General features: G+C 33.3%; 41 protein-coding genes. 2 read left to right on the plus strand and 39 right to left on the minus strand.

Annotated features, from left to right (window positions below):
• Positions 1–5: 5 nt before the first annotated feature.
• The 14 genes from CBF29_RS06555 to CBF29_RS06620 form a co-directional block, all read right to left on the minus strand.
• The gene (locus CBF29_RS06555) at positions 6–1,280 is read right to left on the minus strand and encodes a hypothetical protein (protein ID WP_126808690.1); all 1,275 of its coding nucleotides are present in this window, start codon (positions 1,278–1,280) and stop codon (positions 6–8) included.
• On the minus strand, positions 1,281–1,904 hold the full coding sequence (locus CBF29_RS06560; RefSeq protein WP_126808693.1) for a hypothetical protein: 624 nt from the start codon (positions 1,902–1,904) through the stop codon (positions 1,281–1,283).
• Between the two features lie 22 nt (positions 1,905–1,926).
• Complete coding sequence (locus CBF29_RS06565) at positions 1,927–2,598, minus strand: 3D domain-containing protein (RefSeq protein WP_126808695.1); 672 nt, start codon at positions 2,596–2,598, stop codon at positions 1,927–1,929.
• An 87-nt stretch (positions 2,599–2,685) separates the two neighbouring features.
• The gene (locus CBF29_RS06570) at positions 2,686–2,967 is read right to left on the minus strand and encodes a hypothetical protein (protein WP_126808697.1); all 282 of its coding nucleotides are present in this window, start codon (positions 2,965–2,967) and stop codon (positions 2,686–2,688) included.
• Positions 2,968–2,972: 5 nt separating this feature from the next.
• Positions 2,973–3,437 (minus strand): hypothetical protein, encoded by a 465-nt coding sequence (locus CBF29_RS06575; protein ID WP_126808699.1) that lies wholly within the window; start codon positions 3,435–3,437, stop codon positions 2,973–2,975.
• Complete coding sequence (locus tag CBF29_RS06580; RefSeq protein WP_126808702.1) at positions 3,430–4,695, minus strand: hypothetical protein; 1,266 nt, start codon at positions 4,693–4,695, stop codon at positions 3,430–3,432. Before CBF29_RS06580 ends, CBF29_RS06575 begins: the two co-directional genes overlap by 8 nt.
• 25 nt (positions 4,696–4,720) lie before the next feature.
• Positions 4,721–5,083 (minus strand): hypothetical protein, encoded by a 363-nt coding sequence (locus CBF29_RS06585; protein WP_126808704.1) that lies wholly within the window; start codon positions 5,081–5,083, stop codon positions 4,721–4,723.
• Entirely contained in the window at positions 5,080–6,150 is a 1,071-nt protein-coding gene (locus CBF29_RS06590; RefSeq protein WP_126808706.1) for a tyrosine-type recombinase/integrase, read from the minus strand. Before CBF29_RS06590 ends, CBF29_RS06585 begins: the two co-directional genes overlap by 4 nt.
• Before the next feature lie 283 nt (positions 6,151–6,433).
• Positions 6,434–6,967 (minus strand): nucleoside/nucleotide kinase family protein, encoded by a 534-nt coding sequence (locus CBF29_RS06595; protein ID WP_126808708.1) that lies wholly within the window; start codon positions 6,965–6,967, stop codon positions 6,434–6,436.
• Positions 6,968–7,182: 215 nt separating this feature from the next.
• On the minus strand, positions 7,183–7,584 hold the full coding sequence (locus CBF29_RS06600; RefSeq protein ID WP_126808710.1) for a type II toxin-antitoxin system PemK/MazF family toxin: 402 nt from the start codon (positions 7,582–7,584) through the stop codon (positions 7,183–7,185).
• Between the two features lie 4 nt (positions 7,585–7,588).
• Positions 7,589–8,200, minus strand: a complete 612-nt coding sequence (locus CBF29_RS06605; protein WP_126808712.1) for a hypothetical protein — start codon at positions 8,198–8,200, stop codon at positions 7,589–7,591.
• A gap of 174 nt (positions 8,201–8,374) precedes the next feature.
• Positions 8,375–8,572 carry a hypothetical protein gene (locus CBF29_RS06610; RefSeq protein ID WP_126808714.1) on the minus strand — a complete coding sequence of 66 codons (198 nt, stop codon included), beginning with the start codon at positions 8,570–8,572 and terminating at the stop codon, positions 8,375–8,377.
• Between the two features lies 1 nt (position 8,573).
• Positions 8,574–8,831 carry a hypothetical protein gene (locus CBF29_RS06615; RefSeq protein WP_126808716.1) on the minus strand — a complete coding sequence of 86 codons (258 nt, stop codon included), beginning with the start codon at positions 8,829–8,831 and terminating at the stop codon, positions 8,574–8,576.
• A 104-nt stretch (positions 8,832–8,935) separates the two neighbouring features.
• Positions 8,936–9,175 carry a hypothetical protein gene (locus CBF29_RS06620; RefSeq protein WP_126808718.1) on the minus strand — a complete coding sequence of 80 codons (240 nt, stop codon included), beginning with the start codon at positions 9,173–9,175 and terminating at the stop codon, positions 8,936–8,938.
• Positions 9,176–9,260: 85 nt separating this feature from the next.
• On the opposite strand from CBF29_RS06620, the gene CBF29_RS06625 reads away from it, so the two are divergent.
• Complete coding sequence (locus tag CBF29_RS06625; RefSeq protein WP_126808720.1) at positions 9,261–10,199, plus strand: hypothetical protein; 939 nt, start codon at positions 9,261–9,263, stop codon at positions 10,197–10,199.
• Positions 10,200–10,257: 58 nt separating this feature from the next.
• Here the strand turns inward: CBF29_RS06625 and CBF29_RS06630 are convergent, their stop codons facing one another.
• The gene (locus CBF29_RS06630; protein WP_126808722.1) at positions 10,258–10,536 is read right to left on the minus strand and encodes a hypothetical protein; all 279 of its coding nucleotides are present in this window, start codon (positions 10,534–10,536) and stop codon (positions 10,258–10,260) included.
• A gap of 11 nt (positions 10,537–10,547) precedes the next feature.
• Positions 10,548–11,078 (minus strand): DUF1653 domain-containing protein, encoded by a 531-nt coding sequence (locus CBF29_RS06635; RefSeq protein WP_126808724.1) that lies wholly within the window; start codon positions 11,076–11,078, stop codon positions 10,548–10,550.
• Positions 11,079–11,366: 288 nt separating this feature from the next.
• Here CBF29_RS06635 and CBF29_RS06640 point away from each other — a divergent pair, with 288 nt between their 5' ends.
• Positions 11,367–11,981 carry a hypothetical protein gene (locus tag CBF29_RS06640; protein ID WP_126808726.1) on the plus strand — a complete coding sequence of 205 codons (615 nt, stop codon included), beginning with the start codon at positions 11,367–11,369 and terminating at the stop codon, positions 11,979–11,981.
• Positions 11,982–12,042: 61 nt separating this feature from the next.
• On the opposite strand, the gene CBF29_RS06645 is transcribed toward CBF29_RS06640, so the two are convergent.
• From CBF29_RS06645 to CBF29_RS06745, 23 genes are all read right to left on the minus strand, one after another.
• A complete protein-coding gene (locus tag CBF29_RS06645; RefSeq protein ID WP_126808728.1) occupies positions 12,043–12,228 on the minus strand; it encodes a hypothetical protein in 186 nt (61 codons plus the stop codon).
• A gap of 13 nt (positions 12,229–12,241) precedes the next feature.
• A complete protein-coding gene (locus CBF29_RS06650; protein ID WP_126808730.1) occupies positions 12,242–12,577 on the minus strand; it encodes a hypothetical protein in 336 nt (111 codons plus the stop codon).
• Positions 12,578–12,601: 24 nt separating this feature from the next.
• Positions 12,602–12,874 (minus strand): hypothetical protein, encoded by a 273-nt coding sequence (locus CBF29_RS06655; RefSeq protein WP_126808732.1) that lies wholly within the window; start codon positions 12,872–12,874, stop codon positions 12,602–12,604.
• A gap of 96 nt (positions 12,875–12,970) precedes the next feature.
• Entirely contained in the window at positions 12,971–13,156 is a 186-nt protein-coding gene (locus tag CBF29_RS06660) for a hypothetical protein (RefSeq protein WP_126808734.1), read from the minus strand.
• A 48-nt stretch (positions 13,157–13,204) separates the two neighbouring features.
• Positions 13,205–13,393, minus strand: coding sequence for a hypothetical protein (locus CBF29_RS06665; protein ID WP_126808736.1), 189 nt, complete (start codon positions 13,391–13,393; stop codon positions 13,205–13,207).
• Between the two features lie 9 nt (positions 13,394–13,402).
• Positions 13,403–13,657, minus strand: a complete 255-nt coding sequence (locus CBF29_RS06670) for a hypothetical protein (RefSeq protein ID WP_126808738.1) — start codon at positions 13,655–13,657, stop codon at positions 13,403–13,405.
• Positions 13,654–13,785, minus strand: a complete 132-nt coding sequence (locus tag CBF29_RS14110; protein ID WP_281272910.1) for a hypothetical protein — start codon at positions 13,783–13,785, stop codon at positions 13,654–13,656. The genes CBF29_RS06670 and CBF29_RS14110 overlap by 4 nt, the downstream gene beginning before the upstream one ends.
• A gap of 11 nt (positions 13,786–13,796) precedes the next feature.
• Complete coding sequence (locus CBF29_RS06675) at positions 13,797–14,039, minus strand: hypothetical protein (protein ID WP_126808740.1); 243 nt, start codon at positions 14,037–14,039, stop codon at positions 13,797–13,799.
• Positions 14,032–14,856: a hypothetical protein gene (locus CBF29_RS06680; protein ID WP_126808742.1), complete on the minus strand. Its 825-nt coding sequence runs from the start codon at positions 14,854–14,856 to the stop codon at positions 14,032–14,034. The genes CBF29_RS06675 and CBF29_RS06680 overlap by 8 nt, the downstream gene beginning before the upstream one ends.
• A gap of 51 nt (positions 14,857–14,907) precedes the next feature.
• The gene (locus CBF29_RS06685) at positions 14,908–15,366 is read right to left on the minus strand and encodes a hypothetical protein (RefSeq protein WP_126808744.1); all 459 of its coding nucleotides are present in this window, start codon (positions 15,364–15,366) and stop codon (positions 14,908–14,910) included.
• Positions 15,367–15,389: 23 nt separating this feature from the next.
• Positions 15,390–15,560, minus strand: coding sequence for a hypothetical protein (locus tag CBF29_RS13740; protein WP_170170013.1), 171 nt, complete (start codon positions 15,558–15,560; stop codon positions 15,390–15,392).
• Positions 15,561–15,594: 34 nt separating this feature from the next.
• Complete coding sequence (locus CBF29_RS06690) at positions 15,595–16,038, minus strand: hypothetical protein (RefSeq protein ID WP_126808746.1); 444 nt, start codon at positions 16,036–16,038, stop codon at positions 15,595–15,597.
• A gap of 2 nt (positions 16,039–16,040) precedes the next feature.
• On the minus strand, positions 16,041–16,286 hold the full coding sequence (locus CBF29_RS06695; RefSeq protein WP_126808748.1) for a hypothetical protein: 246 nt from the start codon (positions 16,284–16,286) through the stop codon (positions 16,041–16,043).
• A gap of 85 nt (positions 16,287–16,371) precedes the next feature.
• A complete protein-coding gene (locus CBF29_RS06700) occupies positions 16,372–17,091 on the minus strand; it encodes an LPD29 domain-containing protein (protein WP_126808750.1) in 720 nt (239 codons plus the stop codon).
• A 112-nt stretch (positions 17,092–17,203) separates the two neighbouring features.
• Positions 17,204–17,452 (minus strand): hypothetical protein, encoded by a 249-nt coding sequence (locus tag CBF29_RS06705; RefSeq protein ID WP_126808752.1) that lies wholly within the window; start codon positions 17,450–17,452, stop codon positions 17,204–17,206.
• 2 nt (positions 17,453–17,454) lie between these two features.
• Positions 17,455–17,691: a hypothetical protein gene (locus CBF29_RS06710; RefSeq protein ID WP_126808755.1), complete on the minus strand. Its 237-nt coding sequence runs from the start codon at positions 17,689–17,691 to the stop codon at positions 17,455–17,457.
• Positions 17,692–17,693: 2 nt separating this feature from the next.
• Complete coding sequence (locus tag CBF29_RS06715) at positions 17,694–17,966, minus strand: hypothetical protein (protein ID WP_126808757.1); 273 nt, start codon at positions 17,964–17,966, stop codon at positions 17,694–17,696.
• A 14-nt stretch (positions 17,967–17,980) separates the two neighbouring features.
• Positions 17,981–18,172, minus strand: coding sequence for a hypothetical protein (locus CBF29_RS06720; protein WP_126808759.1), 192 nt, complete (start codon positions 18,170–18,172; stop codon positions 17,981–17,983).
• Between the two features lie 81 nt (positions 18,173–18,253).
• A complete protein-coding gene (locus CBF29_RS06725; RefSeq protein ID WP_126808761.1) occupies positions 18,254–18,505 on the minus strand; it encodes a hypothetical protein in 252 nt (83 codons plus the stop codon).
• Between the two features lie 42 nt (positions 18,506–18,547).
• Positions 18,548–18,799, minus strand: coding sequence for a hypothetical protein (locus tag CBF29_RS06730; RefSeq protein WP_126808763.1), 252 nt, complete (start codon positions 18,797–18,799; stop codon positions 18,548–18,550).
• A 48-nt stretch (positions 18,800–18,847) separates the two neighbouring features.
• Positions 18,848–19,045, minus strand: coding sequence for a hypothetical protein (locus CBF29_RS06735; protein ID WP_126808766.1), 198 nt, complete (start codon positions 19,043–19,045; stop codon positions 18,848–18,850).
• Between the two features lie 103 nt (positions 19,046–19,148).
• Positions 19,149–19,595, minus strand: coding sequence for a DUF7659 family protein (locus CBF29_RS06740; protein ID WP_126808768.1), 447 nt, complete (start codon positions 19,593–19,595; stop codon positions 19,149–19,151).
• Between the two features lie 21 nt (positions 19,596–19,616).
• Positions 19,617–19,826, minus strand: coding sequence for a hypothetical protein (locus CBF29_RS06745; RefSeq protein ID WP_126808770.1), 210 nt, complete (start codon positions 19,824–19,826; stop codon positions 19,617–19,619).
• Between the last annotated feature and the right edge of the window lie 59 nt (positions 19,827–19,885).

A 19,885-nucleotide genomic window follows, 5' to 3' on the forward strand; every position in this document is an offset into this window, starting at 1 on the left:
TCTTTTTAAGAAAAAATATCCTCATCGTCGAATAAGTCGTCTAGACCGTCTCCGTCGTCATCGTCTTCTGTTTTCTCTTCTTTCTTACTAGAAGATTTCTCTTCTTTTTTATCAGAGTTGTCAAAGTCTTCGTCGTCTAAGTCGATTTCGCCTTCGTCATCTAACTCCTCCTCAAGATCTGGTCTAATTAATGCAGCTGGCGCATATTTTTCATCATCAATTGCCAATACTTTACCTTTTTCTCCGTCAGATTTTTTAAATCCTGGTTTAACAAAGATAACTTCACTTACTTTGTCGCCTCGAATAGTAACGTCCTGCATTACTTCTTCTTCTGTCATGATTCCACAATCGATCAATTCTTGCATTTCTGGTGTAATTTCAACCTCTCCAGATGATTCTTCATATCCTTCATTAAGCTTCATAACAAGTGAAATTTCGCGAACAGTGTCCTTTTTAACAAAGAATAACTTTTTATACAAAGCCATTAACTTAGGAAGTTTTTCTTCGCTAATTTTCTCTGGTAGCTGAACTTTAAATCGTCGTGGGAAAGCCCATGTCTCTTTAACTTCTACATATTCCCCATTAATGTTTACGGTACTAACATACTCTGGAACAAAGGCATTAACCATTACGCTTCCGTTCTTTTCTAACTCTTTAGCCCAGCCTTTTTCTAATGAGTAGTCATTTAAAAGATAAGTTTGTCGCAATGTAGCTTCATGTGGTCGAGCTGGAATATCTACGCCGTTTCTCTTGCGCGGCTCGTTTAAGTAGATTGAGCGAATTTTGTAATTTGTATACTGTTTTTCTTCCCATTCAGAATACTCAACATCTGCTTGAACAATGATTTCCATTCCATTTTCAAGGTTTTCTTTAAGATATTCTTCAAGATCAATTTCACTTAAGAACTCTTTTTTGATAACTTTTCCGTTTTCGTCTTTTTCAATTGCTGCTGTTAATTTACGGTTTTGAGATACTGTTTCAATGATTTCCTCATTAAAACGATCTTCCCAGTCAATCTGCATTGGTTTAAAGTCAGTGTCTAATAAATAAAGAATGGGTCTGTCAGTTTTGTATCCACCATCAATTTGTACATAGTTAATGTTTCCTTCGCCACTAGCTACGCCAAATGAACTTCTTACATGTTTCCATGTCTTTCCTTCTTTTTGCTGCGCACCAGGGAATGTGTCTTTTCCTACGATGGCTTTACCAACTAGTCGTACAGAAGCGATTCCTCCCTTTAATTCATTCAATAATTCTTTCTTTGCTGTTTTTCGTGCCATTTACATTTCTCCCTCTCTATTTGTCTCTGTGTATTTTAAAATTCCAACTTCTTTTTTCCCAAGTAAATCATAGCCAATGGTGCATAGATTTTCATCCAGAGAATCGTCGCGTTTAATACATCTGTCTTCAATTTCAATTCCTACAATTTTTCTTAAAGCAAAACCAATCTCTTCGCCAGTTGCTAATTCACTATTAAACAAGATTGTCTCGATCAAACCTGCCTCACTCACTATCTGAAAGGCCTTAGAGCAAACTTCTACGATGAATGGTTTTTCAAGAACGTCATCATCTAAGATGGCCTCAGTTTCTTCATTCGCAAAGTCATCTTGACTTTCGTCTATTAAAACGGCTTCTAAATCGTCCTCTCTCAACTCTTCTGATAGATCCTCGGAATTATCGTCTAAGGTATTTTTAAATATCTCGTATTGCATAATCTCAACATCTTCTCTTGACGCTAGCCCTCTTCCAACAATTAATGTGACAAAATCCCCAAATCTATCGGCAATTTCGTCATCTGTTAGATTCTTGCCTCCAAGGATTATTTCAGCACCTGCCCTGTTTTTATCAGACATTAAGTCTTCTAAATCAATGGCTAAATCCATTCTTAAAACATATTTCCCCATATTAAAACCTCCTACATAATTATTAAGATAAAATCCTTACATTTACTGGTCTGCTTCCAAATTGAATAGCTTCTTCATAAGACATGTTAAGGTCAATTCGATTACCTACGATGTCTCCACCAGTATCGGCTGCCACGGCAATTCCGTAACCCTCAATCTCCAACATTGTTCCTAATGGGATGAAATTTGGATCTACTGCCACAACTCGATCACCAGTGCTATTGATAACTACTCCAGATGCCGTAACTCCACCAAGGCTTACTCCGTCATACGCTGTTGCTGACATTACATGAGTTACTTCTCCAGATCGTGCAAACTGCTTTTCTGGTTCTTGTTGTAAAATATTATGGCTCTCTTCGTGATTTTGAACAGGCTGCTCTTCTACCTGTTCGGCTTGAGTATCAACTTCTACATTTTCTACAACTTCTTTTTCAACAGACTCGTCAGCTTTCTTAGCATCTTTTTTTGCTTTTTCAAGTTCCTTTTGAGCTGCCTCAACTTCTTTAACCAAAGCTGTTTTCTCTTTTACTTCTTTGTTCAACTTTAATTCAAGCTGTTCATAATCCGCCTTTGCAGTATCTAATTTTGTTTGATTAGTAACTGATCCACTTAATCTTCCAGCAAGAATTGCTAATAACAATAGCGTAACTCCTCCGAATAATTTTGTTCTCTTCATTAATTTTTTGTTAGTCATAATTGACTCCTCTCTCTTGTTTTTATTTGCCCTGTCTAGGGACAACAGTACACGCTCTCTTCTACTTTTATAATACTACCATCGGTTTTATTGGTTGTCAATACTTATGCTAATGTTTTTCAACATAATATCTACATCAATTTCTGCCTCCCTTAAAAGTTCATTAATTAATATGCGAAAATGATTTTTGTACTCTTCGTTTAAACCACTAGAATGAAGATCTCTATACAATGTTGTATAAGCTCTTGTTATCTCCATGTGAAGATCGCTATCGTATGATAGGTTGGCCGATAAAACAAGCCGTGATATGCCATCTTCTAACTCCCTAACCCTTCTATCAAACTCGTTATACTCTTCAATATTAGTCATTGTATTTAATTCGCCTCCATTTCTATTGATAAGATTAATAATACAATATTGCCAATAATTAGAGGATCTTTTATCTGCTCTCTAATAATATCAAAAGCCTTATCCACGCCAAATACTCTCTTCGCGTTATACATACTTATGCTTAAGTCTTTAAAAATAAGCGCACTAATATTACAATACATAATATCCTGCATTTTCTTTCTAGCTGATTCAGATATTTCCTCCTGGATCTCTTCTACGACTGATCTAAGCTTATCCTCGTCGAGATATTCAGTTAAGGCAATCTCTTTTACTTTTGACTCTATTTCTCCTATTGGGGTATCAGCATCTATAACCGACTTAAACCTTGAATACTCCTTCTTTACCAACTCTTCTAGTCTATGATTTCCAAGAATTTCAATACTTTTATGATTCATTTTTTTAAACCTAACCTTTCCCTTTTCAGTTATATGGCTACAGTGATTATTCACCTGTAGCCGCCTTGTATTCTTTTCCTAAACGATTAACTAATTGTCTATTAGATGGTAATTTTTTTTCTTCAATATAGTCCCCAGTCTTATTCCATTCTCCAAACTTCATAAGAGTTTTTCTAATAGCGTCATACCTATCCATCCCACTCGCTATATATTTTTTAATACTATTAATTTTTCCACTTTTAGCTACTAATGATATTGTCAAATCTTTTTCATATCCAAGAGATTCTGCAAGAGATCTAATGTTTAGCATTCTGTCATATGCACCTCGGTATGTAATAGCTCGTTCATCCTCTTTTGAGTCGCTGTTGTAAGCAATTTTAACGTCTATAGGCTTTAATACATATGGACTTTCTAGGTATGGTACTATTGAGATTGTCCCATTAAACGGCTTGTACGCTTTTGTTTGAGAGGCAGCTAATAAAATTAATTTTCTAGTATCGCTATCAATAGCAATCTCTCTATCAACACCATCTTCATGGTCTCTGATAACAATTCTATCTTTTTTTATATCACTAATCTTTAATCTGCGCAATTCGTCATCTTTTGGAGCCTCAGCTAATTTTACACCTTCGAAAATTAAAATAGGTATAATTGCATTTTGAGGAGTTGGAGACTGTTTAAATAAAGATAATAAATCCTCTCTTGTTACCAATGTATTTTCGTTTTCATCATGTCTACCACCTAAAATATCGGCAAACTTGTTCTTTTTAAGATAAGCATTCCAGCTAGTATCTTCGTCATTTCGAACAATAATTCCTTTCCAAAATTTTTCATATTTTGAAAAAAGATTTAGTCTAAGCTTCATTTTATAATACATTTGGTCTACAAAAAGTGAAACGATTGTCTCCTCAATTTCTTCTTTTGTAAATAAAATAATACCTTTTTTAAATTCTTTTTCAATAGCCTCAACTTCTTTAAAAATGGCAACAGCTCTTTTAATAGCACTGTCTAACTCCCACTCTTTGCTCAATTCAAATAGGAATAATTTTTTTAGCATATCGCTATATCCAAAAACCAAGTCCATTTTATTACCTTCTGAATCTTCTATTTCACCCACAAGGCAGTCATCACATCCGCGAGTGTAAAGTGTACCAACGATTTCCTTTAATTTACCAATCGAAACGATGTCAACTAAGTTTTCTCCATTAACTGCTTTTTCGTACACCTTCTTAGATAATTTTGTTTTTAAAAAATCTGCAAAATCACTTTTCCCAGCGATCGCACCGTCTTTCACTTTTATCTCGATAATCATTATTCCATACCTCCTGTTTTTTAATCTATCTGTAACCCTTAAAATTGTCGTGTTTTATTATATATTCTAAACATTGATTTAGTGTAAAAAATACATCCTGCTTATGATAGCCGCCTCTCAGCTTCTCATTGTTGTCATGATTGGAAAAGTTAGAGTGCTTAAGTGTGACAACCTTGTTATCATGTTCTATATACCAGTAACCAAATGAAGTTTTTATAACTATGCATTGAGATCCATCTTTAATTGAGAAGTCCTTGATATTGTTTCTATCAAGAACCTCCTTGACATACTTTTCACTCCAGTTACTTATTCCATGAGAGTTCTTTCTTATGTGAACCTCTCTCTTCTTTATGCGTTCTTTTCTAATCTGACTATTGGTTTTTCTCATTGTTCTACGATTAACCCTTCCGCGTAGTGTCTATTCTCTGCTTCTCTAGCTATAGCCATCGCCATAGCGTCATCACCTTTTATGATAGATATAAGCTGTTCTTTTGAAAGATCTTCCAGCTTATCCTTATCTACATCCAATGAAAGAACATATCCACCTTGCTTTGTTCTATCGTCTCCAAGTCTAATATATTTAAGTGTTGTCTTTGGATCTTCATGATCTAGGAACTCCATTGTTCTAACTAAATCTTGTGTTCTGTTGTAATATTCTGTACCAGCACCAACTTTGATCGAGTGAGGAACGTATTCTTTTCCAACAAGTTCTCCATATTCGCTAGTCAATCTTGAAAACATTTGACTACTTATATCTTTAAATACTGGCTCGGTTCTATCTCCGTGGTAAAACTCTTTGTAGATTCTGTCATATAATGAAGATGGTATAGCTTTCTTGTTAACCTTATTACCTTTATCAAGAATATATGCATTCCATCCAAAATTATGATAAGAATCTCCTTCCCATACAATGTCTGCCCATCTTACTTTTTTAAACACCGCTGTTAATCGCGACGCTGTCTTAAACATAAACTCGGCTGCTAGAGCATACTTATTACCAAGATCTGCATTTCTGCCTGTAAAACGTTCTTCTTTAAGCCATTCAATAAATTCATAAAACTCACTAGCTCCAAGCTTAGCTCTGGATACTGTATCATCTGAAATGTTTCTTGTCTCTAAGCATGAGATCTTTATATAAGACAAGTCTATTAACTGACTAAAATCTTTAAATCTCTCCATGTGCGTTACGAATGATCTAATAACACGAATGTAGTATTTAATTGTACTGTTTTGTAACCCTTGTCTTTGTAGCGGTTCGATAAAATTGTTTCTTACATCAGATGGCTTTAAATTCATCCAATGTGCTTCGTTCATTTCTGGTAGTGCACTGATCTTGAATGTCATTTTTGCGAATGTATCAAGTGATTTAAAGTAACTAACTTTTGAATTGTCGCTTTCCATTCTATTCAACCAGTCTGTAACTACGGCGTTTAATTCCATCTTTGTTTCTTCCATTGTTTTGACACGTCCCATCTTATAGTTATTATCCGTTACTTCCTTACTGATTGACTTAAGTATACATTCATTTCACCTTGTTGTCAACACGCTCGCCACACTTTTTTAAATAAATATGCCCCTCCTCAAACAAACGTCTTTAAATCAACGTTGTCATAAGTAATATGCGCCCAAAAATAATACAACACTTATTACTTACCCCTCCTTTAGGTGATTATTTAATATTTATATTCACCCCTTTTAGCATATTAAATTGATATATAAAATGACTGTTTTATAAATTCTATTGTGCTCTTTCAATTTCCACAATTCTTTCGATTTCCTTAATCGTCGTCTGCATGTCTCCAAAGCTATTTGCTACAACATAATCATAATCTACCATTGTTCTTAGATCATAATCATAGTTTAACATTCTGCCATCAATATTGTCTTCCTTCCTGTTTTTCAGCATTTTTACAATATCGTCCTTCTTCGTATGGATAAAAATTCCAACAACTCTGCTGCCATAACATTTTTTAAAATCAATATATCCTTGATGAGTTAATATTACATATGCGCATCCATTCGACGTTTTCAGAGAAACTTCATCAACTTCTGTCCCATAGTAATTATTGTACTTTGTGTCATACTCTACAAAATCTCTAGATAGAAATTCGTCCTTATCTAAAAAATAGTAGTCAATTCCGTCAACCTCTCCATCCCTCTTATCTCTTGTGGTACTCGTTACTATTCTATCTCCAATATTATTAACCATACTAAGCACTGACGTCTTTCCACTTCCGCTAGATCCAGATATAACAAAAATTGAATCTTTCATAAATCTATTTACACCTCCATTAATAACAAGTTAACTATCGATTTAATAAGCTTGTCTCTTACTATAATTAATTCATTAAATTAATCATTATCTTCTCATTTTTCTATACTCTTTATTGTGTCCAATAAAATAATGGACGCAAATTTTATATTCTCAATTATGCTAAATAGAAAATTAGTGATAAACATTCATTAATGTTATATAAACTTATGGTTCTAATAAGGAAGACCTAATGTATACATCAGCCCCCGAACCATAGCTCCTTGCTTAGTTTTTTCTAGAGTTCCAATTCTGTGATGAAAGTTATCTTTATCTACTGATTGAATGTTACCTGCATGAATTACTGACTTAGAGTGAAGTCCATTCTCTTTACTTACATCTACCACCACATCATTTCTATACTGCTTCTTTAGGTGTTTGTGTTTAATAGAGGTAACTGGTGCTACCAATACTTGACTCGCTTTGATATTCTCGTGATCAGAAGATAGTACAACACCTGGTCTGACACCACCTTTTACATGATTTCTGTACTCGCCAAAATCAATTAGATAAATATCTCCCTGCTTAATTTTTAAATATGTTGCTTTTTCTTTGCTGTTACTTTTAGACTTTTTCATTAAATTATCCCATTTCCTTTTTATATTTTTTAGTATATACTTCTGTTATATTTTTCCATCCGCCAAAGTTCGCATTAATGTACGATAGAGACGGAGTTTTTTCTTTGCTTCTGCGAGCATTGTAATCAACGCTATTAATTATGTTATTTGATTCGATGTAGCTCAATAAAAAATCTAACTGCTCCTCTTTGGATAGATCCTTAAACTCTGATGAAACATATCTATCCCTTCTCGCTGTAGACGCCTGCTTATTTATAGAATTTCCTTCGTCAACAATATTCAACACTCTATACCATCCATCTACGGTCAGTCCAGTTCTTATAACCTTGTTTTTAAAATACTCAAACTTTTGATCCTGCGTCATTTGAGAGAATCCATCTTCTATATACTCTAAATCCTTCTGTAGAGCCATTCCATCATACTTTAACCCTATTAATTGCATCACCTGCGACCAAGTTAAATCTGTTCTAGATAAAACGGTAGATGAAGCTGGTGATGCATCTTTATCCCTTAAGTTATTATAGTCAGTTTTCGAAGGACTTTCGTTGAGATTAAGCCTATATATCTCGTCTCTTAAGGATTTTAGCATTCTGTAATTATCTTCTAGTATATTCATGTAGTATATCTCCCTTATCAAATTTCAATGTAATTCATCGTTTGTATATTGACATGCAAACGATGTATATTATCAAAAAAATATTCTATTTTACCTGGTGTAATACAATTATACATATGTAATCATTATTACACCAGAGTCTAATAGGGGGGGGTACCCCATTTTTGAAAATATCTAGATTTGATTTTTAGATTGGATCTTCCACGAATCGATAGCCTTTGAGACTCTTTGAAATTTCCCTTTTGCCGAATCTAATAGAGCGCTCTTTTCCTTAAGAGTTCCGTCTAATTCCCAGTCTTCGTAAACATGTCCGCCAAATCTTAAATACTCTCCAAGTACAGACCATTCATCTGCAGTAATGTCATTCTTCATACTAATTCACCCGATCCTTTTCCTTTTCAACTGGAATCCATTCTGGCCAAGAATCAGATATTACCGTAAACTCTGCGCCCTCACAAACCCAATGGTTCCAATTGCCATGCTTGTCTACGCATAATACTGAGTGCTGTTTTAATTTTGTATAAAACAATCTCTCTCCTAGACCAGCATCCTCTTCTGGTTTCGTAAAGTCTTCTACGTCAAAGACCTTCCACCATTCATTATTAACAAATATAAATTTCTTATTCTTCATTTCCATATCTCCACTTCTTATTGCTAAATACATAATATCATCGTTTTGATAAGTTGTAAATACTTATGGCTCAATTATTAAAAAATAAATACAAAACGTTGATACTATCTACTTTTCCACTTTCTATTGGTTCTTTTTACAAACTCTTCCCTTGTTCCTATTTCAGTAAATTCACTTTCAAAAACATAAAATTGCTTTCCATTTCCTTCTGGAGTAAATAGGTATTTAGGTGGGAATGTAGGATATATAATATCCTTAACAATAGTGCCTACAACATTAGTACCGACGATTCTAACTTTAGTTCTGTAGCCAACTGAATCCTGTGTTAAAACTAACTTTCTCATATAAACCTCCTTCTCATTTAATACAAAAATATAAAAATTGTTATGTTATAATGAACACAAATAACTAATTGGAGTTGAATAATCAATGTATAAATATAAAAATACCTTTATAGACCGCTTGGTTGTGATTATTTTGTTTGTAATGCTTTTATTATTTCTGTTAGGGTACAATCTTTATCAAGCTAAAAAGAATGATACTTCAACCATTCAAGCTCCTAACAGTGTCGTTCAAGTCGTAGATGTCAACGATGAAATTTCACATTCATTTTCATTTCAAAGTGATGTCGATGAACTTTTTTTGATGGAAGTTACCGAGACCTCTCTAGTTCCAATTGCTGATATTAAAAAAAACGGTTCAGAATCGACGATCATTGACTTTAAGTTTTCTAAAGCAAGTCCAGATAAGCGTGGAAACTTAATTGTAAAATCAAAATTAGACGATGACAAGATTTTAGGTAAAAATATCTATGTTTCTCAAGAAGAATTTAAAGATAAAGACAAGTATGTTGTAGAATCTCTTGAGAATGGCTTGGAGAAATATGTAGACACAACTCCAATTTCGATTTCTGGAGGTTTGATCGATAGAAAATATAATAGCTTAAAGCTTGTTAATTCGTCAGTAGAATATCAAAGAAACTATCTTTCGTTATTGAGAAAAGAAGAGAAAAATAAATCAGAGAAGAACGCTGCCGAAAAATTAGAGCGAGAAAAGAAAGATGAAATCTCAGCTCGTGAAGACAATAAAGATTTAACCATAAACGAAACCTACAACGACGAAAACTTGAAAAAATTTACCATTGAAAACATAACAGAAGGTCAGACTATTGAAATAAGTGGAGAATCCGACGGAGTTGTTACTGCATATCTTAAAACAATCTATGACGAACAAATATCCAGCGATATTAGTTCTGGCGGTCAATTTTCTTTCTACTTCAACCCGTCTGTTCCAAAAGGAGGTAGCGGTAGTTTCCATGTTGAATTGAAAAATGTAGAACCTATCAGTTGGCATATCAAAGTATATTAAACTTTCGAGAGAGTGCTTATGCGCTCTCTTTCTCTTTATAAAACCATTCTTTTACCAGCTATTTAAAATTCAAATCAAAATCTGGACTGTATTCCCATCTTTTAAGTTTAAAATAGATAACTTCGTCATGAACTTCTTCTTGAATTTTACTGTCACATACGTCTGTTACTACATACAATTTATTGTTTAATTTACATACGCTATCAACATTAACGTCGGAAGAAAAACTACCGAGCTCTCCAATAAAGTTATTGTTTCTGTCATATACTTTCCAAACATATCCTTCGTAAGATCCAGTACCATGATACGATTGTCTGACAACTAAAGTCTCGTTCATCATTTCACCTCCTAATATTCCCTTTGTTTATGAATCTTTCTTGATACAGCTCCGATTTCTTTGTGCATATCAAAATCTCTTTGAAATTCTTCGATTCCACGTTCGTCATGTTCATACTTTTTGGCATGTTTGAAATTTGTAAACAACATCCCTCCAGACCAAGACATCCCACGACCTGCATATATCGAATCACGCCCACCTAAATATCCAAAATTTGTATCAATTACTGACACCCAAACTTTTTCAAATCTTGACATCTGTGATCTAAGCTCTGGAATAAAATTGTCTACATCTAAGAAAATCTCGACAGGTCTACTCCACAACCTACCACTCTCGTCCTTATATAGAACCAATTCTTCTTCTGTTTCTGTGTGAGTAGAAGCTCCTACAACTTCGTAAATACCACCCTTGTAGTGCTTGTAAAAATCATTTGCGACTCTTTGTATTGGAGTGTTACTCTCTCCTACTTTCCCTCCATTTAATTTAAGAAAATCTCTAGATTCTTCGCTGCTTAAAACTATCGGCTCTCCAATTCTTGCCATCAATCTTCCTCCTATAAATAATCTCTTTTCGCAAGATGAACATTTCGCCCATTTATGCTCTTTATGTATCAACACTTCGTACATTCCACCGTTATCAGTCTCTTCTCCATCGTATCTCAAATGAAACTGACTTCTACCACTTACGGTAGATGTTGTGTAGCAGGTGTCGTGTCCGCAGTGAGGACATTCGTTTATATCTCCGTGCATATTAATCAATCCTTTTATTTAGTTTTATTTCTCCAAATTTGTGATATGATAAAATCATAAATTATATTTGGAGGATTTTTTATGTTTGAATTTACGCAGTTGTTATTGTTAATTTTGAGTTTGTTTTTCTTCTACATGTCTGTTGAAGGATTCGATTTTCAATCCGCTCCTTTTTTTATAGGAGTAGCCATCTTTGTCTTTTTCATCTACAGATTTGTTAAAAATTCGAAGATTCAAAAGGAAACAAAAATATTGAGAAATCAATTGGTGGCAAAAATAAATCCTAATGATAAATTCATTTTAAATGTAGGTTCTGAAACGCCAATCATTGCAATTAATGCCGATGAAAAAGTAGTTACTTTACTAAACGAAAATAACGAAGTTAAATCTTTTAAATTTGAAGAAGTTAACAAGTATGAAATCACAGTAGATGATTCTAGTATCGTTCAAAAAGATTTGGCTGGTGCATTATTTACACCAGCGGCTTCAAACGTTAGAACTTTTTCTGTCAAAAGATTGCATAGTGCAAAAGTTACCATTTATCTCAACAATTTCGACCATCCTTTCGAAAGTTGTATCATATGGGGCGGAGCTAAAGTAAAAGAAGGAAGTAGTATATACAAAGAGATAGATAATGAGATTAAAAAAACAACTGCATATTTTGACATCATTGGTTCAGTTGTCAATAACAGTTAAAACATACTTGAAAGTATGTTTTTTTTGATAAAATCATTGTTTTATCAACAACGATAAATTTCTATTTAATTCGCCCTTTTATAATTATCCATGACAATACTGCAAAAGGTGTTATTTCGCTTATAGCTCCCAAAACTCTTAAAATGGTTGTAAGTATATAGCTTGGAATGTAGGAAGCTGAAAATAACACCAGTCCAGCTATTACATATATCAAAATCGGTATTATGTTATTTTTTAATAAACTCATTTTTCATTCTCCTTTATATATCCATCATTCCAAAAGGCGTAACAGCTATACCTTTCATTTCCATTCTCTTCTTGCAATCGTCTATATTATCGAAAGCGTAACTAGCTCCCCAATATGGAGCATATCGACCATCTTTCATGTAAATGGCTTCTCCTTTGTATTCTTCCACAAAGCGCTTTTCTTTGATGGACTTACAGGCTTCATGGAAGCAATCTGAACAATACGCACCAGTAGATGAAAAGTCCAAATCTCTTACTATCCTAGCTTCTCTAATAACAAATGAGTGCATATTAAATGGTTTGGAGCAATTGTTACAACTTAGCTTGTGCCTAACCTTTTTCTTCTCCATATCTTTTCCTACTTTCTAAAATGATTATTTTAATAACATTCTCTGCATAACACTTAATACCCAGCTATAATTTTTCATTCTAACTAAGTCATTAGATAGATCTTCTAAGCTAAATTCTTCAGAACATGAAGAGACGCTCCTTACTGTACGCTTACTTATAGACCACGTTGTTTCCAGTAAACCTGCATGAATAGTAATATTCATACTGTGATCCTGGACTTTGACATATATAAGATCTCCCTTATTCTTCATAACCTCTTCTACGATAACATCTTTAATATCTTCGAATGTTGTCATTAATATCAACCCTCTCTCTATTTATGCTTGATATACTCCCTCAATCTTCCATAATTACCTTTTTACTATCTTTATACTTTTTACTATTCATCTTATCTACCACCCATTACTTCCATGGAACATTTCATCGTCTGGAATTGGTTCCACATAATACTCTCCGTCACCCTCATTAACTTCTTCAATAACTTCAACTGGTTTAAGTTTAAAAATCCTCCATTTACCATCAAGCTTATCTCTAAACTCATTAGCTGCTTTTTCAGATGTGTGAATATGATTTTCCAATCTAATTTTCCGTTTCCGCAATCTCTTGCAAGTATATGAAAGTCTGGTTTAATTGCCATTCTTAAAACGCTCCTTCCACTTATGGTTGTATTCTAGGTGCCACCATCGACTGTCGTCTATCCAGTGAGCTTCATCAATTTTATTTTTAAGAAACAAGTTTTTTATTTTGATCCAAAACATTCTTGATGAGTAGTCGCTGCTTTTTCTGTATAATTCTTGTATTTCTTCTTTAGTCATTTCCATAGCCTACCATTTCCATATCCCTTTTTGCTTCTTCATCCAGTCTTCTACTTCATTAATGCTCTCCAGGAAATCTATAGATAAAACAAAGTTAATATCGCTAAGGACACTTTCGGTATACTTAGATTCTAATGTGCCATCGGACAGATTTAGTACCGTAACTTTATCGTCATCATCTTCGCAATCAGTTATCATATACATACCAGATACATCTACAACGACATTTCCTGGCTTTAGAACAGATATATATTCCTTTCTCATTTTGACGACTCCTCTACTATTTCCAAAATATCGTCGATGATACCATTGATCAAGCCTTCATGTGGCCAATCAATTTCTTTAATTTTATTGTCTCTGTACTCATTAATTTTTTTAGAAATATCATCCATTTTAATTCCTCCTAGTCATTTTCTTTGTTTTGAAAATACTTGTCATAAGTTTCTTTCGTGGCATTAATTTTATTTAAGTCAATATCGTCATGCCACTCAAACTCATTTGACTCGTCCTCTCCGACGATTAAATCAGCTCTCCCCATATAGCCTCTTTCAAAAAGGTGAGATAACTCACCTTTGAAAGCTTCTTTGTTTTCAATTTGATCATTCGCATCAACATAATAAACGGTTGCTTTGTATACTTTAGCCATTGTACATTCCTGCAATTCCACTGATTAGTTCGACTCTATAAGTAGTATCTCTTAGGCTGTTGTAGTATTCGTCAGATTTCTTTTCCATTCTAAGGAATGATGCAGCTTGTTCATCATCATCTTTTACAAGTGTAATAAAGATATGTCTCCATCCATCCTCATCAATATTTTTTGGGTTGCTAATTTTAGATAATAAATCCTCTGTATATTTAATATCTCGATCCATTTCATCCATAGCTGCTTCATAAGTCTTCATCTTATCTTGAGGAACTTTATCAATGTTTTCTCTAGATTCTTTCAATGATAACCTAGTGTTGTCCGCATCCTCTTTTAGTGATTTAGAAATGATTTCAATATCTGATTCTGTAATACTTAATACATTTTTTGATCTAGACATCCAGGTTACCTCTCCGTTTTTATTCTCATAAATAAGGCTGCTTGGAATTTTACTTTCTTGCGCCTCAATTCTTTCTGCTTCGATTTTTAATGTATATAAAATAGCTCTTTGAACGATTTTAATTGATTTCATCCAGTCATCACCAGTAAAGATAACTGTTAGGTCACGTCCGTTATAGTTAATTTTTGACTCTACATCTGGCTTATCAATAGTTTTTAAATATTGAATCGTATCGAACCATCCTTGTGCCGTAGATTGAATGGCTCCAACAAATTTATAATCCTTTTCTCCAGGCTTAACCTGCTCTCCTACAGTATAATTTCCTCCCAGACTAAATACACAAAGAGTCAAATCTTTTCTACCCTCTACTAAAATGTCTCCTTGTCCGAATACTACTTTCATTTCCTCTGCGTTAATCATATAAGTTTCCCCTTTTATTTTTATAGTAAAAATTCTTTTTTATTCTGCCCTTTAAATTCTTTTTTCCATGTCATAAATAAACGATGAAAAAGTTCTTTTATTGAACTTAATCAACCTTGTAAGATTATCCTTATTAGGTGGCTGAGCATATGCGCCTTCAATAACTATGCCACGTTCTTTAATTCTTAAGTAACCATTGTTGTCAAAGTCACGATCGTAATAATCATCATAATCTGCCTTTATAGAATCGGCTTCAATTGGTTTAAAGTCTGTCCAGCACTCGTCAGATATCTCTTTTAATGAATCTAGTAATTTCTTAAATTGATCTGACGTAAATTCATAATCATTTTTAAGACCTTTGCCATCAATGTAAATGCCGCCACGAGGATGCTCTTTTAAGTCGCTGTCTTCGTATCGCTTCATAAAGAATACTGCTGATTTCCTATATTGAACTATTAAATCTACTCCATTTGTATCAGTAAAGATAATTTCTTTTAAACTCTTACTCATAATTTCCTCCGTTGATGTACTTTTTAAATAGAATCTATAATAATAGTTCTACATTCGCCTTTGCTTTCTTTTACGGCCTCTTCCAGATCCTTGAATACATTATCACTGTTCTCGTTAGTAAGTAGTGATTTGTTAGTCTGATATAATCCACACGTATCAATTACTATATCTGTAGGAAATACTACACCTTTCATAAATGACTTCCTCCTTATAAAATGTTCATTTTATTTACATAACTTTTATTTCAGAAATAACATTCTTATTAGATAACTCTACAACACCGTTAATGATTAATTTTGATATTAAACAGTTATTGAAAGGAACCGTCGTATCTTCGTCTATCTCCAATCTATAACTTACAGATTCAATATCATATACAACCTTAGCGATATATTTTGATCCATTTGTGTATGTAATAAGTACATTGTCTCCAGAATAAATTTTTTCTCCTTCAACATCCGTCTTCCCTATAAACTGGCCGATAGTATCTCCATCGACTATTGCATGTCCATCGTAATCCGTTAAATCTAAATACCAATTTCCTTCTCTTCCAGTTTCCTTCTTGTAGTCATCTGAAAACTCTACGAATGACAATCCAGTTCCAAATACCCACTGACCTTTTAAGTCTCCGCTTGACACCATTCCTTTAAAGCTTGGTTCGATAAATTTCATTTTTATAACTCCTTAATAAATTTTTCTGTTTCTAATACTCCAGTCAACTCCAGTAACCCCATAGCAAATGTAATGACTTGATCTTTTGTCATCTGATCATTTACTCCATGATTAATAAGGATAAACTCTAGATCATCTGCCTCGTAATCGCTTGGTTTGTAATGACGCATTTCAGCTGTAATATAATTTCTTTTGTTTGTAGCCCCAGATCTTAATATCGCAACTCGATTATCTTCATGTTTTGGCATTCTTTCTACCTCCAATTTGCTCGTTTGTATAAGTTGATATCTAGAGAATCAATCTCGAGGAAAAATTCTCTAGATTCGGGACAATTTATTTTTTCACTTCAAATTTTGGACTCTTAACTCTTGCTGTCTTCTCAACGATTCTAAAACCTTTGTCGTATTTTCCAAGACCAAAGCTATAGTAGAAGTTTGTGCTAAAGTAGTCGATCATACCGTCGCTATCGTCGTATCTATAAGACATAAGCTGCTCGAAAACATCATTTAATACTTCATATCCAAAATCATTTAAGATAGGCATTTCCTCTCTATCTCGCATTCTATGAATATCAATGTTAATTCCACCTGCTTTAAAATCTTCTCCTTCTTCGTGATCGTAAAAGTCTACGTAGCAGTTATCTTTAATCTTGTCGCGCTCTAGAATTTCATAAGGGGCCTCCATTGCTGCCACGCTGATAGAAGATCCTCCACTATAGAATTGACATGTGATACTGAATTTCCAAGTCGGATAAACTTCTTTTACATATTTTCTTAAGTTTGCTGCAATTTCTTTTGTTCCAAGATTAGAATTATACTGGCTACCAGCCCATCCATATTGAGTGTAAAATTCAGATCTTGTGCTGCTAGCTGTTTCTGTTGTTTTGACTTTACTCTTCGTTTTCCAAATCGGGAATAGCATATCGTATTCATTGTTAATTTCTTTAATTACTGAATCGTCTCCGCCAGTAATGTCTGGATGATGCTTTTTCGATAATTCTCTAAATTGTTTCTTTAAATCATCAAATGATTTAACTCTCTTAAAATGTGCCATGTTAATCTCTCCTTTTTAATTGTAAATACTTATGGTTCTTTGAAACTTTTGCTGATGAATGAATCATAACACTATATACTTTTGTTGTCAATGCTTATGGTTAATATTTTTTTTACATACCAAAAGATTCTTCTGCAGCTTCAATCATTTCTGATTCGTCATTCTCTCTTACCTCTTTGATATACTTGTCAAACATAGATAAAAACTCTTCAAGCTTATATAATTCTTTTACTGCAGCTGTTCTCTCATTGTGACAAGTATCAATTTCTTCTATCTTATAAGCATGTTTTATTTGACGACCCATTATTTCAACCGTAACTTTTCTATCTTCGATTATCTTCAAAATGTCTTCTCTACTCATATTTATTTTCCCTCCTGGATAATTTCTTTATTTTCTTGACTATTTCCATCTACGATAATTTTTTCTTTTCGTCCAAGCTTGTACATTACACTCAATCCCATGTCGTTACCTTCGTACACTGATCTGTAATGGTCGGCTAACATATCCGCCGTCATTATATCCCAACACATAGCAAGCTCTATTCCTTTGTGATTCTCTATATTATTATCCACCAACATGAATTTATGTTTTCTTCTCATGATTAACTCCCTCTTTTCTTAATTTGTAATTTAGTTTTTAGCTTAAATGACTCGTAACTCTTCTGTCTAATTCTATCAGCAAAATCTCCTATGTGACTTGTAAGTGGTATCCAATTTCCCTCCTTAGTTAATCCATACATTGTAACATTTCCCTGCTGTAGTCTAAATTCCTCTCTCTTAACCCCTGCGAACTCGCATAACTCTTCTACCAGTCTTTTCTTTTCTTTATTCATTACTGACTGTGTAGTGAACTCAATTGACTCAAATTCAAACATTTTCTATTCCTCCTTTATTTTTCATCCATAATTTCTTCAATTTCTGAAATCTCACCATCGCTATATCCTAGCTCGTTTAAATATTTTTTATCCTCTACACTAAGCTCTTCGCAACTTCCCAAGAATGAAAAACACTCATTAGTGATTGTTTCTGTTGTACTATTTTTGTCTACATCAAACCTCTTAAACCATGCTCTTAAACTCATATTAACCTCTCCTTATTAAAAGTTTTTCTCCATAAGACACTCATAATATGAATGCCTTAGCAAAAATTCTTTTTATTCCTGTCATCTTTTATACTTTGAAGCAAAGATGACTTGCCCCATAAATTCGATATATTCTTCTCTCTTAAAGCCATCTATTTTAACTTCTACCTCGTGAGTTGAATCAAGTTGTTCCCTATCATATAAGTTATTCTGTTGATAATTACCTATTAAATACTCTGTATTATCTCTTTTGATTCTCTTTTCTGGTTTAAAATAATTTTTCTCTGTTTCTGAATGATAAACTAAATATGGTTTTTCTTTAAAAATCTTCATGATATATTCCTACTTTCTAAAATAATTGTTTTATCTACATTTCTATTCCACATCTTTTCTAAAATTAACTATCATGTATTCAATCCATTGCTCTGGTGTGCTTCCGTATGTATATCCGTTGTAACTACACTGTTTCCACATATTAATACTTATATTTTGACTTATTTCATTTTCTGTACAATTGTGTTCTTCCAACTTTTTATTTAGAATTTCCATATATTCATCTTCGGATACTTCGACTTTATAAGAGTCTCTTCCTGTTTCGTACTTTGACTTGATGACCTCTATTCTCATTTCAATTCCTCCAATAAATTCTTTTTATTTGTGTAATTTTTTATCTAGTTAAAATTCTATATTTGTACATATCTCAAAAGCTTCATGATTAGTAAATTTATCCATTGCCCACTTTTGAAAAGAATAGATAGCTTCACTTTTTGTAATTAAACCTCTATCAAGTAAAGATTTTTCTTTATTGTATCTTTCATTAACCTCGCTATTCTCTGCTAAATCTAACAAGTGTGTAAAGTTATATTTTTCCATTTCAATTCCACCTTTATTTTATTTTTCTTGATAAAAGAAATATTCTATCAATCGTGTTCGCTTTGTTCTGCGATTATTTCCGCCTTTAATTTTTATTTTTTTATTAGTCTTCTTTTGAATTTTCAAAATCTTCGATTCGTTTCATTGCGATGTTTACTCCCACCAGTAACGCATTATCATTCTTGATTTGATCGACAGTCATTCCAAGTGCTTCAATAGCAGGATCAGCGTCATAAGTATATCCATATTCATGGTTGTTTAGCTCGTACTCAAACATATCTGCGATATATCCTGTTCCGTCTTTATCTTCTGCGATATTTCTTTTTTCTTCTGCCCTTATCTCTTCAAACATTTTTTCATAAGCTTCTGCGTCAGTTTTTCTAATGATTCCTCCACCTGCAATTGATAACACTTTGTCTTTGTCGTCTTTTGTAAGGCCTAAATCATTCATTGCTTCCTCGAATTGTTTTTCATCAAAGAAGAATCTCATAGGAAATTCGTTTACTCGTTTTTGATGTCTGCTTTTCATTTCTGCGTATTTGTTAGTCATTTTATTTTCCACCTTTATTTTTTAGTTTTTGTATTCTTTATATCTAAGTTCATATCCAATATTTTCCGATGTTTCTATGTACCACTGTTCGTGGTCTCGATAATTTTCTTTTGTTTCTGACTGACTAGCTAGGTTTTTCATAAAATTGTCGGCCGCTTCAAAGTCTTTATAATTTGTCGATGTTTGGCCGCTCATTGTTGATTTTATTATTACGGCATTTTCTAATTTCATGATGTCTCCTTTCGATTTTTATTAACCTTGCTTATCACTGCGTTTCGCATTTAATAAAA

Origin of the sequence: Vagococcus elongatus (assembly GCF_003987645.1) — a bacterium.
Lineage (GTDB): Bacteria > Bacillota > Bacilli > Lactobacillales > Vagococcaceae > Vagococcus_A > Vagococcus_A elongatus.

Bases quoted from the DNA above. Each gene is read 5' to 3' on its own strand.
- CBF29_RS06555 (WP_126808690.1), bottom strand. From the start codon at position 1,280: ATGGCACGAAAAACAGCAAAGAAAGAATTATTGAATGAATTAAAGGGA.
- CBF29_RS06560 (WP_126808693.1), bottom strand. From the start codon at position 1,904: ATGGGGAAATATGTTTTAAGAATGGATTTAGCCATTGATTTAGAAGAC.
- CBF29_RS06565 (WP_126808695.1), bottom strand. From the start codon at position 2,598: ATGACTAACAAAAAATTAATGAAGAGAACAAAATTATTCGGAGGAGTT.
- CBF29_RS06570 (WP_126808697.1), bottom strand. From the start codon at position 2,967: ATGACTAATATTGAAGAGTATAACGAGTTTGATAGAAGGGTTAGGGAG.
- CBF29_RS06580 (WP_126808702.1), bottom strand. From the start codon at position 4,695: ATGATTATCGAGATAAAAGTGAAAGACGGTGCGATCGCTGGGAAAAGT.
- CBF29_RS06585 (WP_126808704.1), bottom strand. From the start codon at position 5,083: ATGAGAAAAACCAATAGTCAGATTAGAAAAGAACGCATAAAGAAGAGA.
- CBF29_RS06590 (WP_126808706.1), bottom strand. From the start codon at position 6,150: ATGGAAGAAACAAAGATGGAATTAAACGCCGTAGTTACAGACTGGTTG.
- CBF29_RS06595 (WP_126808708.1), bottom strand. From the start codon at position 6,967: ATGAAAGATTCAATTTTTGTTATATCTGGATCTAGCGGAAGTGGAAAG.
- CBF29_RS06600 (WP_126808710.1), bottom strand. From the start codon at position 7,584: ATGAAAAAGTCTAAAAGTAACAGCAAAGAAAAAGCAACATATTTAAAA.
- CBF29_RS06605 (WP_126808712.1), bottom strand. From the start codon at position 8,200: ATGAATATACTAGAAGATAATTACAGAATGCTAAAATCCTTAAGAGAC.
- CBF29_RS06610 (WP_126808714.1), bottom strand. From the start codon at position 8,572: ATGAAGAATGACATTACTGCAGATGAATGGTCTGTACTTGGAGAGTAT.
- CBF29_RS06615 (WP_126808716.1), bottom strand. From the start codon at position 8,831: ATGAAGAATAAGAAATTTATATTTGTTAATAATGAATGGTGGAAGGTC.
- CBF29_RS06620 (WP_126808718.1), bottom strand. From the start codon at position 9,175: ATGAGAAAGTTAGTTTTAACACAGGATTCAGTTGGCTACAGAACTAAA.
- CBF29_RS06625 (WP_126808720.1), top strand. From the start codon at position 9,261: ATGTATAAATATAAAAATACCTTTATAGACCGCTTGGTTGTGATTATT.
- CBF29_RS06630 (WP_126808722.1), bottom strand. From the start codon at position 10,536: ATGAACGAGACTTTAGTTGTCAGACAATCGTATCATGGTACTGGATCT.
- CBF29_RS06635 (WP_126808724.1), bottom strand. From the start codon at position 11,078: ATGGCAAGAATTGGAGAGCCGATAGTTTTAAGCAGCGAAGAATCTAGA.
- CBF29_RS06640 (WP_126808726.1), top strand. From the start codon at position 11,367: ATGTTTGAATTTACGCAGTTGTTATTGTTAATTTTGAGTTTGTTTTTC.
- CBF29_RS06645 (WP_126808728.1), bottom strand. From the start codon at position 12,228: ATGAGTTTATTAAAAAATAACATAATACCGATTTTGATATATGTAATA.
- CBF29_RS06650 (WP_126808730.1), bottom strand. From the start codon at position 12,577: ATGGAGAAGAAAAAGGTTAGGCACAAGCTAAGTTGTAACAATTGCTCC.
- CBF29_RS06655 (WP_126808732.1), bottom strand. From the start codon at position 12,874: ATGACAACATTCGAAGATATTAAAGATGTTATCGTAGAAGAGGTTATG.
- CBF29_RS06665 (WP_126808736.1), bottom strand. From the start codon at position 13,393: ATGACTAAAGAAGAAATACAAGAATTATACAGAAAAAGCAGCGACTAC.
- CBF29_RS06670 (WP_126808738.1), bottom strand. From the start codon at position 13,657: ATGAGAAAGGAATATATATCTGTTCTAAAGCCAGGAAATGTCGTTGTA.
- CBF29_RS14110 (WP_281272910.1), bottom strand. From the start codon at position 13,785: ATGGATGATATTTCTAAAAAAATTAATGAGTACAGAGACAATAAAATT.
- CBF29_RS06675 (WP_126808740.1), bottom strand. From the start codon at position 14,039: ATGGCTAAAGTATACAAAGCAACCGTTTATTATGTTGATGCGAATGAT.
- CBF29_RS06680 (WP_126808742.1), bottom strand. From the start codon at position 14,856: ATGATTAACGCAGAGGAAATGAAAGTAGTATTCGGACAAGGAGACATT.
- CBF29_RS06685 (WP_126808744.1), bottom strand. From the start codon at position 15,366: ATGAGTAAGAGTTTAAAAGAAATTATCTTTACTGATACAAATGGAGTA.
- CBF29_RS13740 (WP_170170013.1), bottom strand. From the start codon at position 15,560: ATGAAAGGTGTAGTATTTCCTACAGATATAGTAATTGATACGTGTGGA.
- CBF29_RS06690 (WP_126808746.1), bottom strand. From the start codon at position 16,038: ATGAAATTTATCGAACCAAGCTTTAAAGGAATGGTGTCAAGCGGAGAC.
- CBF29_RS06695 (WP_126808748.1), bottom strand. From the start codon at position 16,286: ATGCCAAAACATGAAGATAATCGAGTTGCGATATTAAGATCTGGGGCT.
- CBF29_RS06700 (WP_126808750.1), bottom strand. From the start codon at position 17,091: ATGGCACATTTTAAGAGAGTTAAATCATTTGATGATTTAAAGAAACAA.
- CBF29_RS06705 (WP_126808752.1), bottom strand. From the start codon at position 17,452: ATGAGTAGAGAAGACATTTTGAAGATAATCGAAGATAGAAAAGTTACG.
- CBF29_RS06710 (WP_126808755.1), bottom strand. From the start codon at position 17,691: ATGAGAAGAAAACATAAATTCATGTTGGTGGATAATAATATAGAGAAT.
- CBF29_RS06715 (WP_126808757.1), bottom strand. From the start codon at position 17,966: ATGTTTGAATTTGAGTCAATTGAGTTCACTACACAGTCAGTAATGAAT.
- CBF29_RS06720 (WP_126808759.1), bottom strand. From the start codon at position 18,172: ATGAGTTTAAGAGCATGGTTTAAGAGGTTTGATGTAGACAAAAATAGT.
- CBF29_RS06725 (WP_126808761.1), bottom strand. From the start codon at position 18,505: ATGAAGATTTTTAAAGAAAAACCATATTTAGTTTATCATTCAGAAACA.
- CBF29_RS06730 (WP_126808763.1), bottom strand. From the start codon at position 18,799: ATGAGAATAGAGGTCATCAAGTCAAAGTACGAAACAGGAAGAGACTCT.
- CBF29_RS06735 (WP_126808766.1), bottom strand. From the start codon at position 19,045: ATGGAAAAATATAACTTTACACACTTGTTAGATTTAGCAGAGAATAGC.
- CBF29_RS06740 (WP_126808768.1), bottom strand. From the start codon at position 19,595: ATGACTAACAAATACGCAGAAATGAAAAGCAGACATCAAAAACGAGTA.
- CBF29_RS06745 (WP_126808770.1), bottom strand. From the start codon at position 19,826: ATGAAATTAGAAAATGCCGTAATAATAAAATCAACAATGAGCGGCCAA.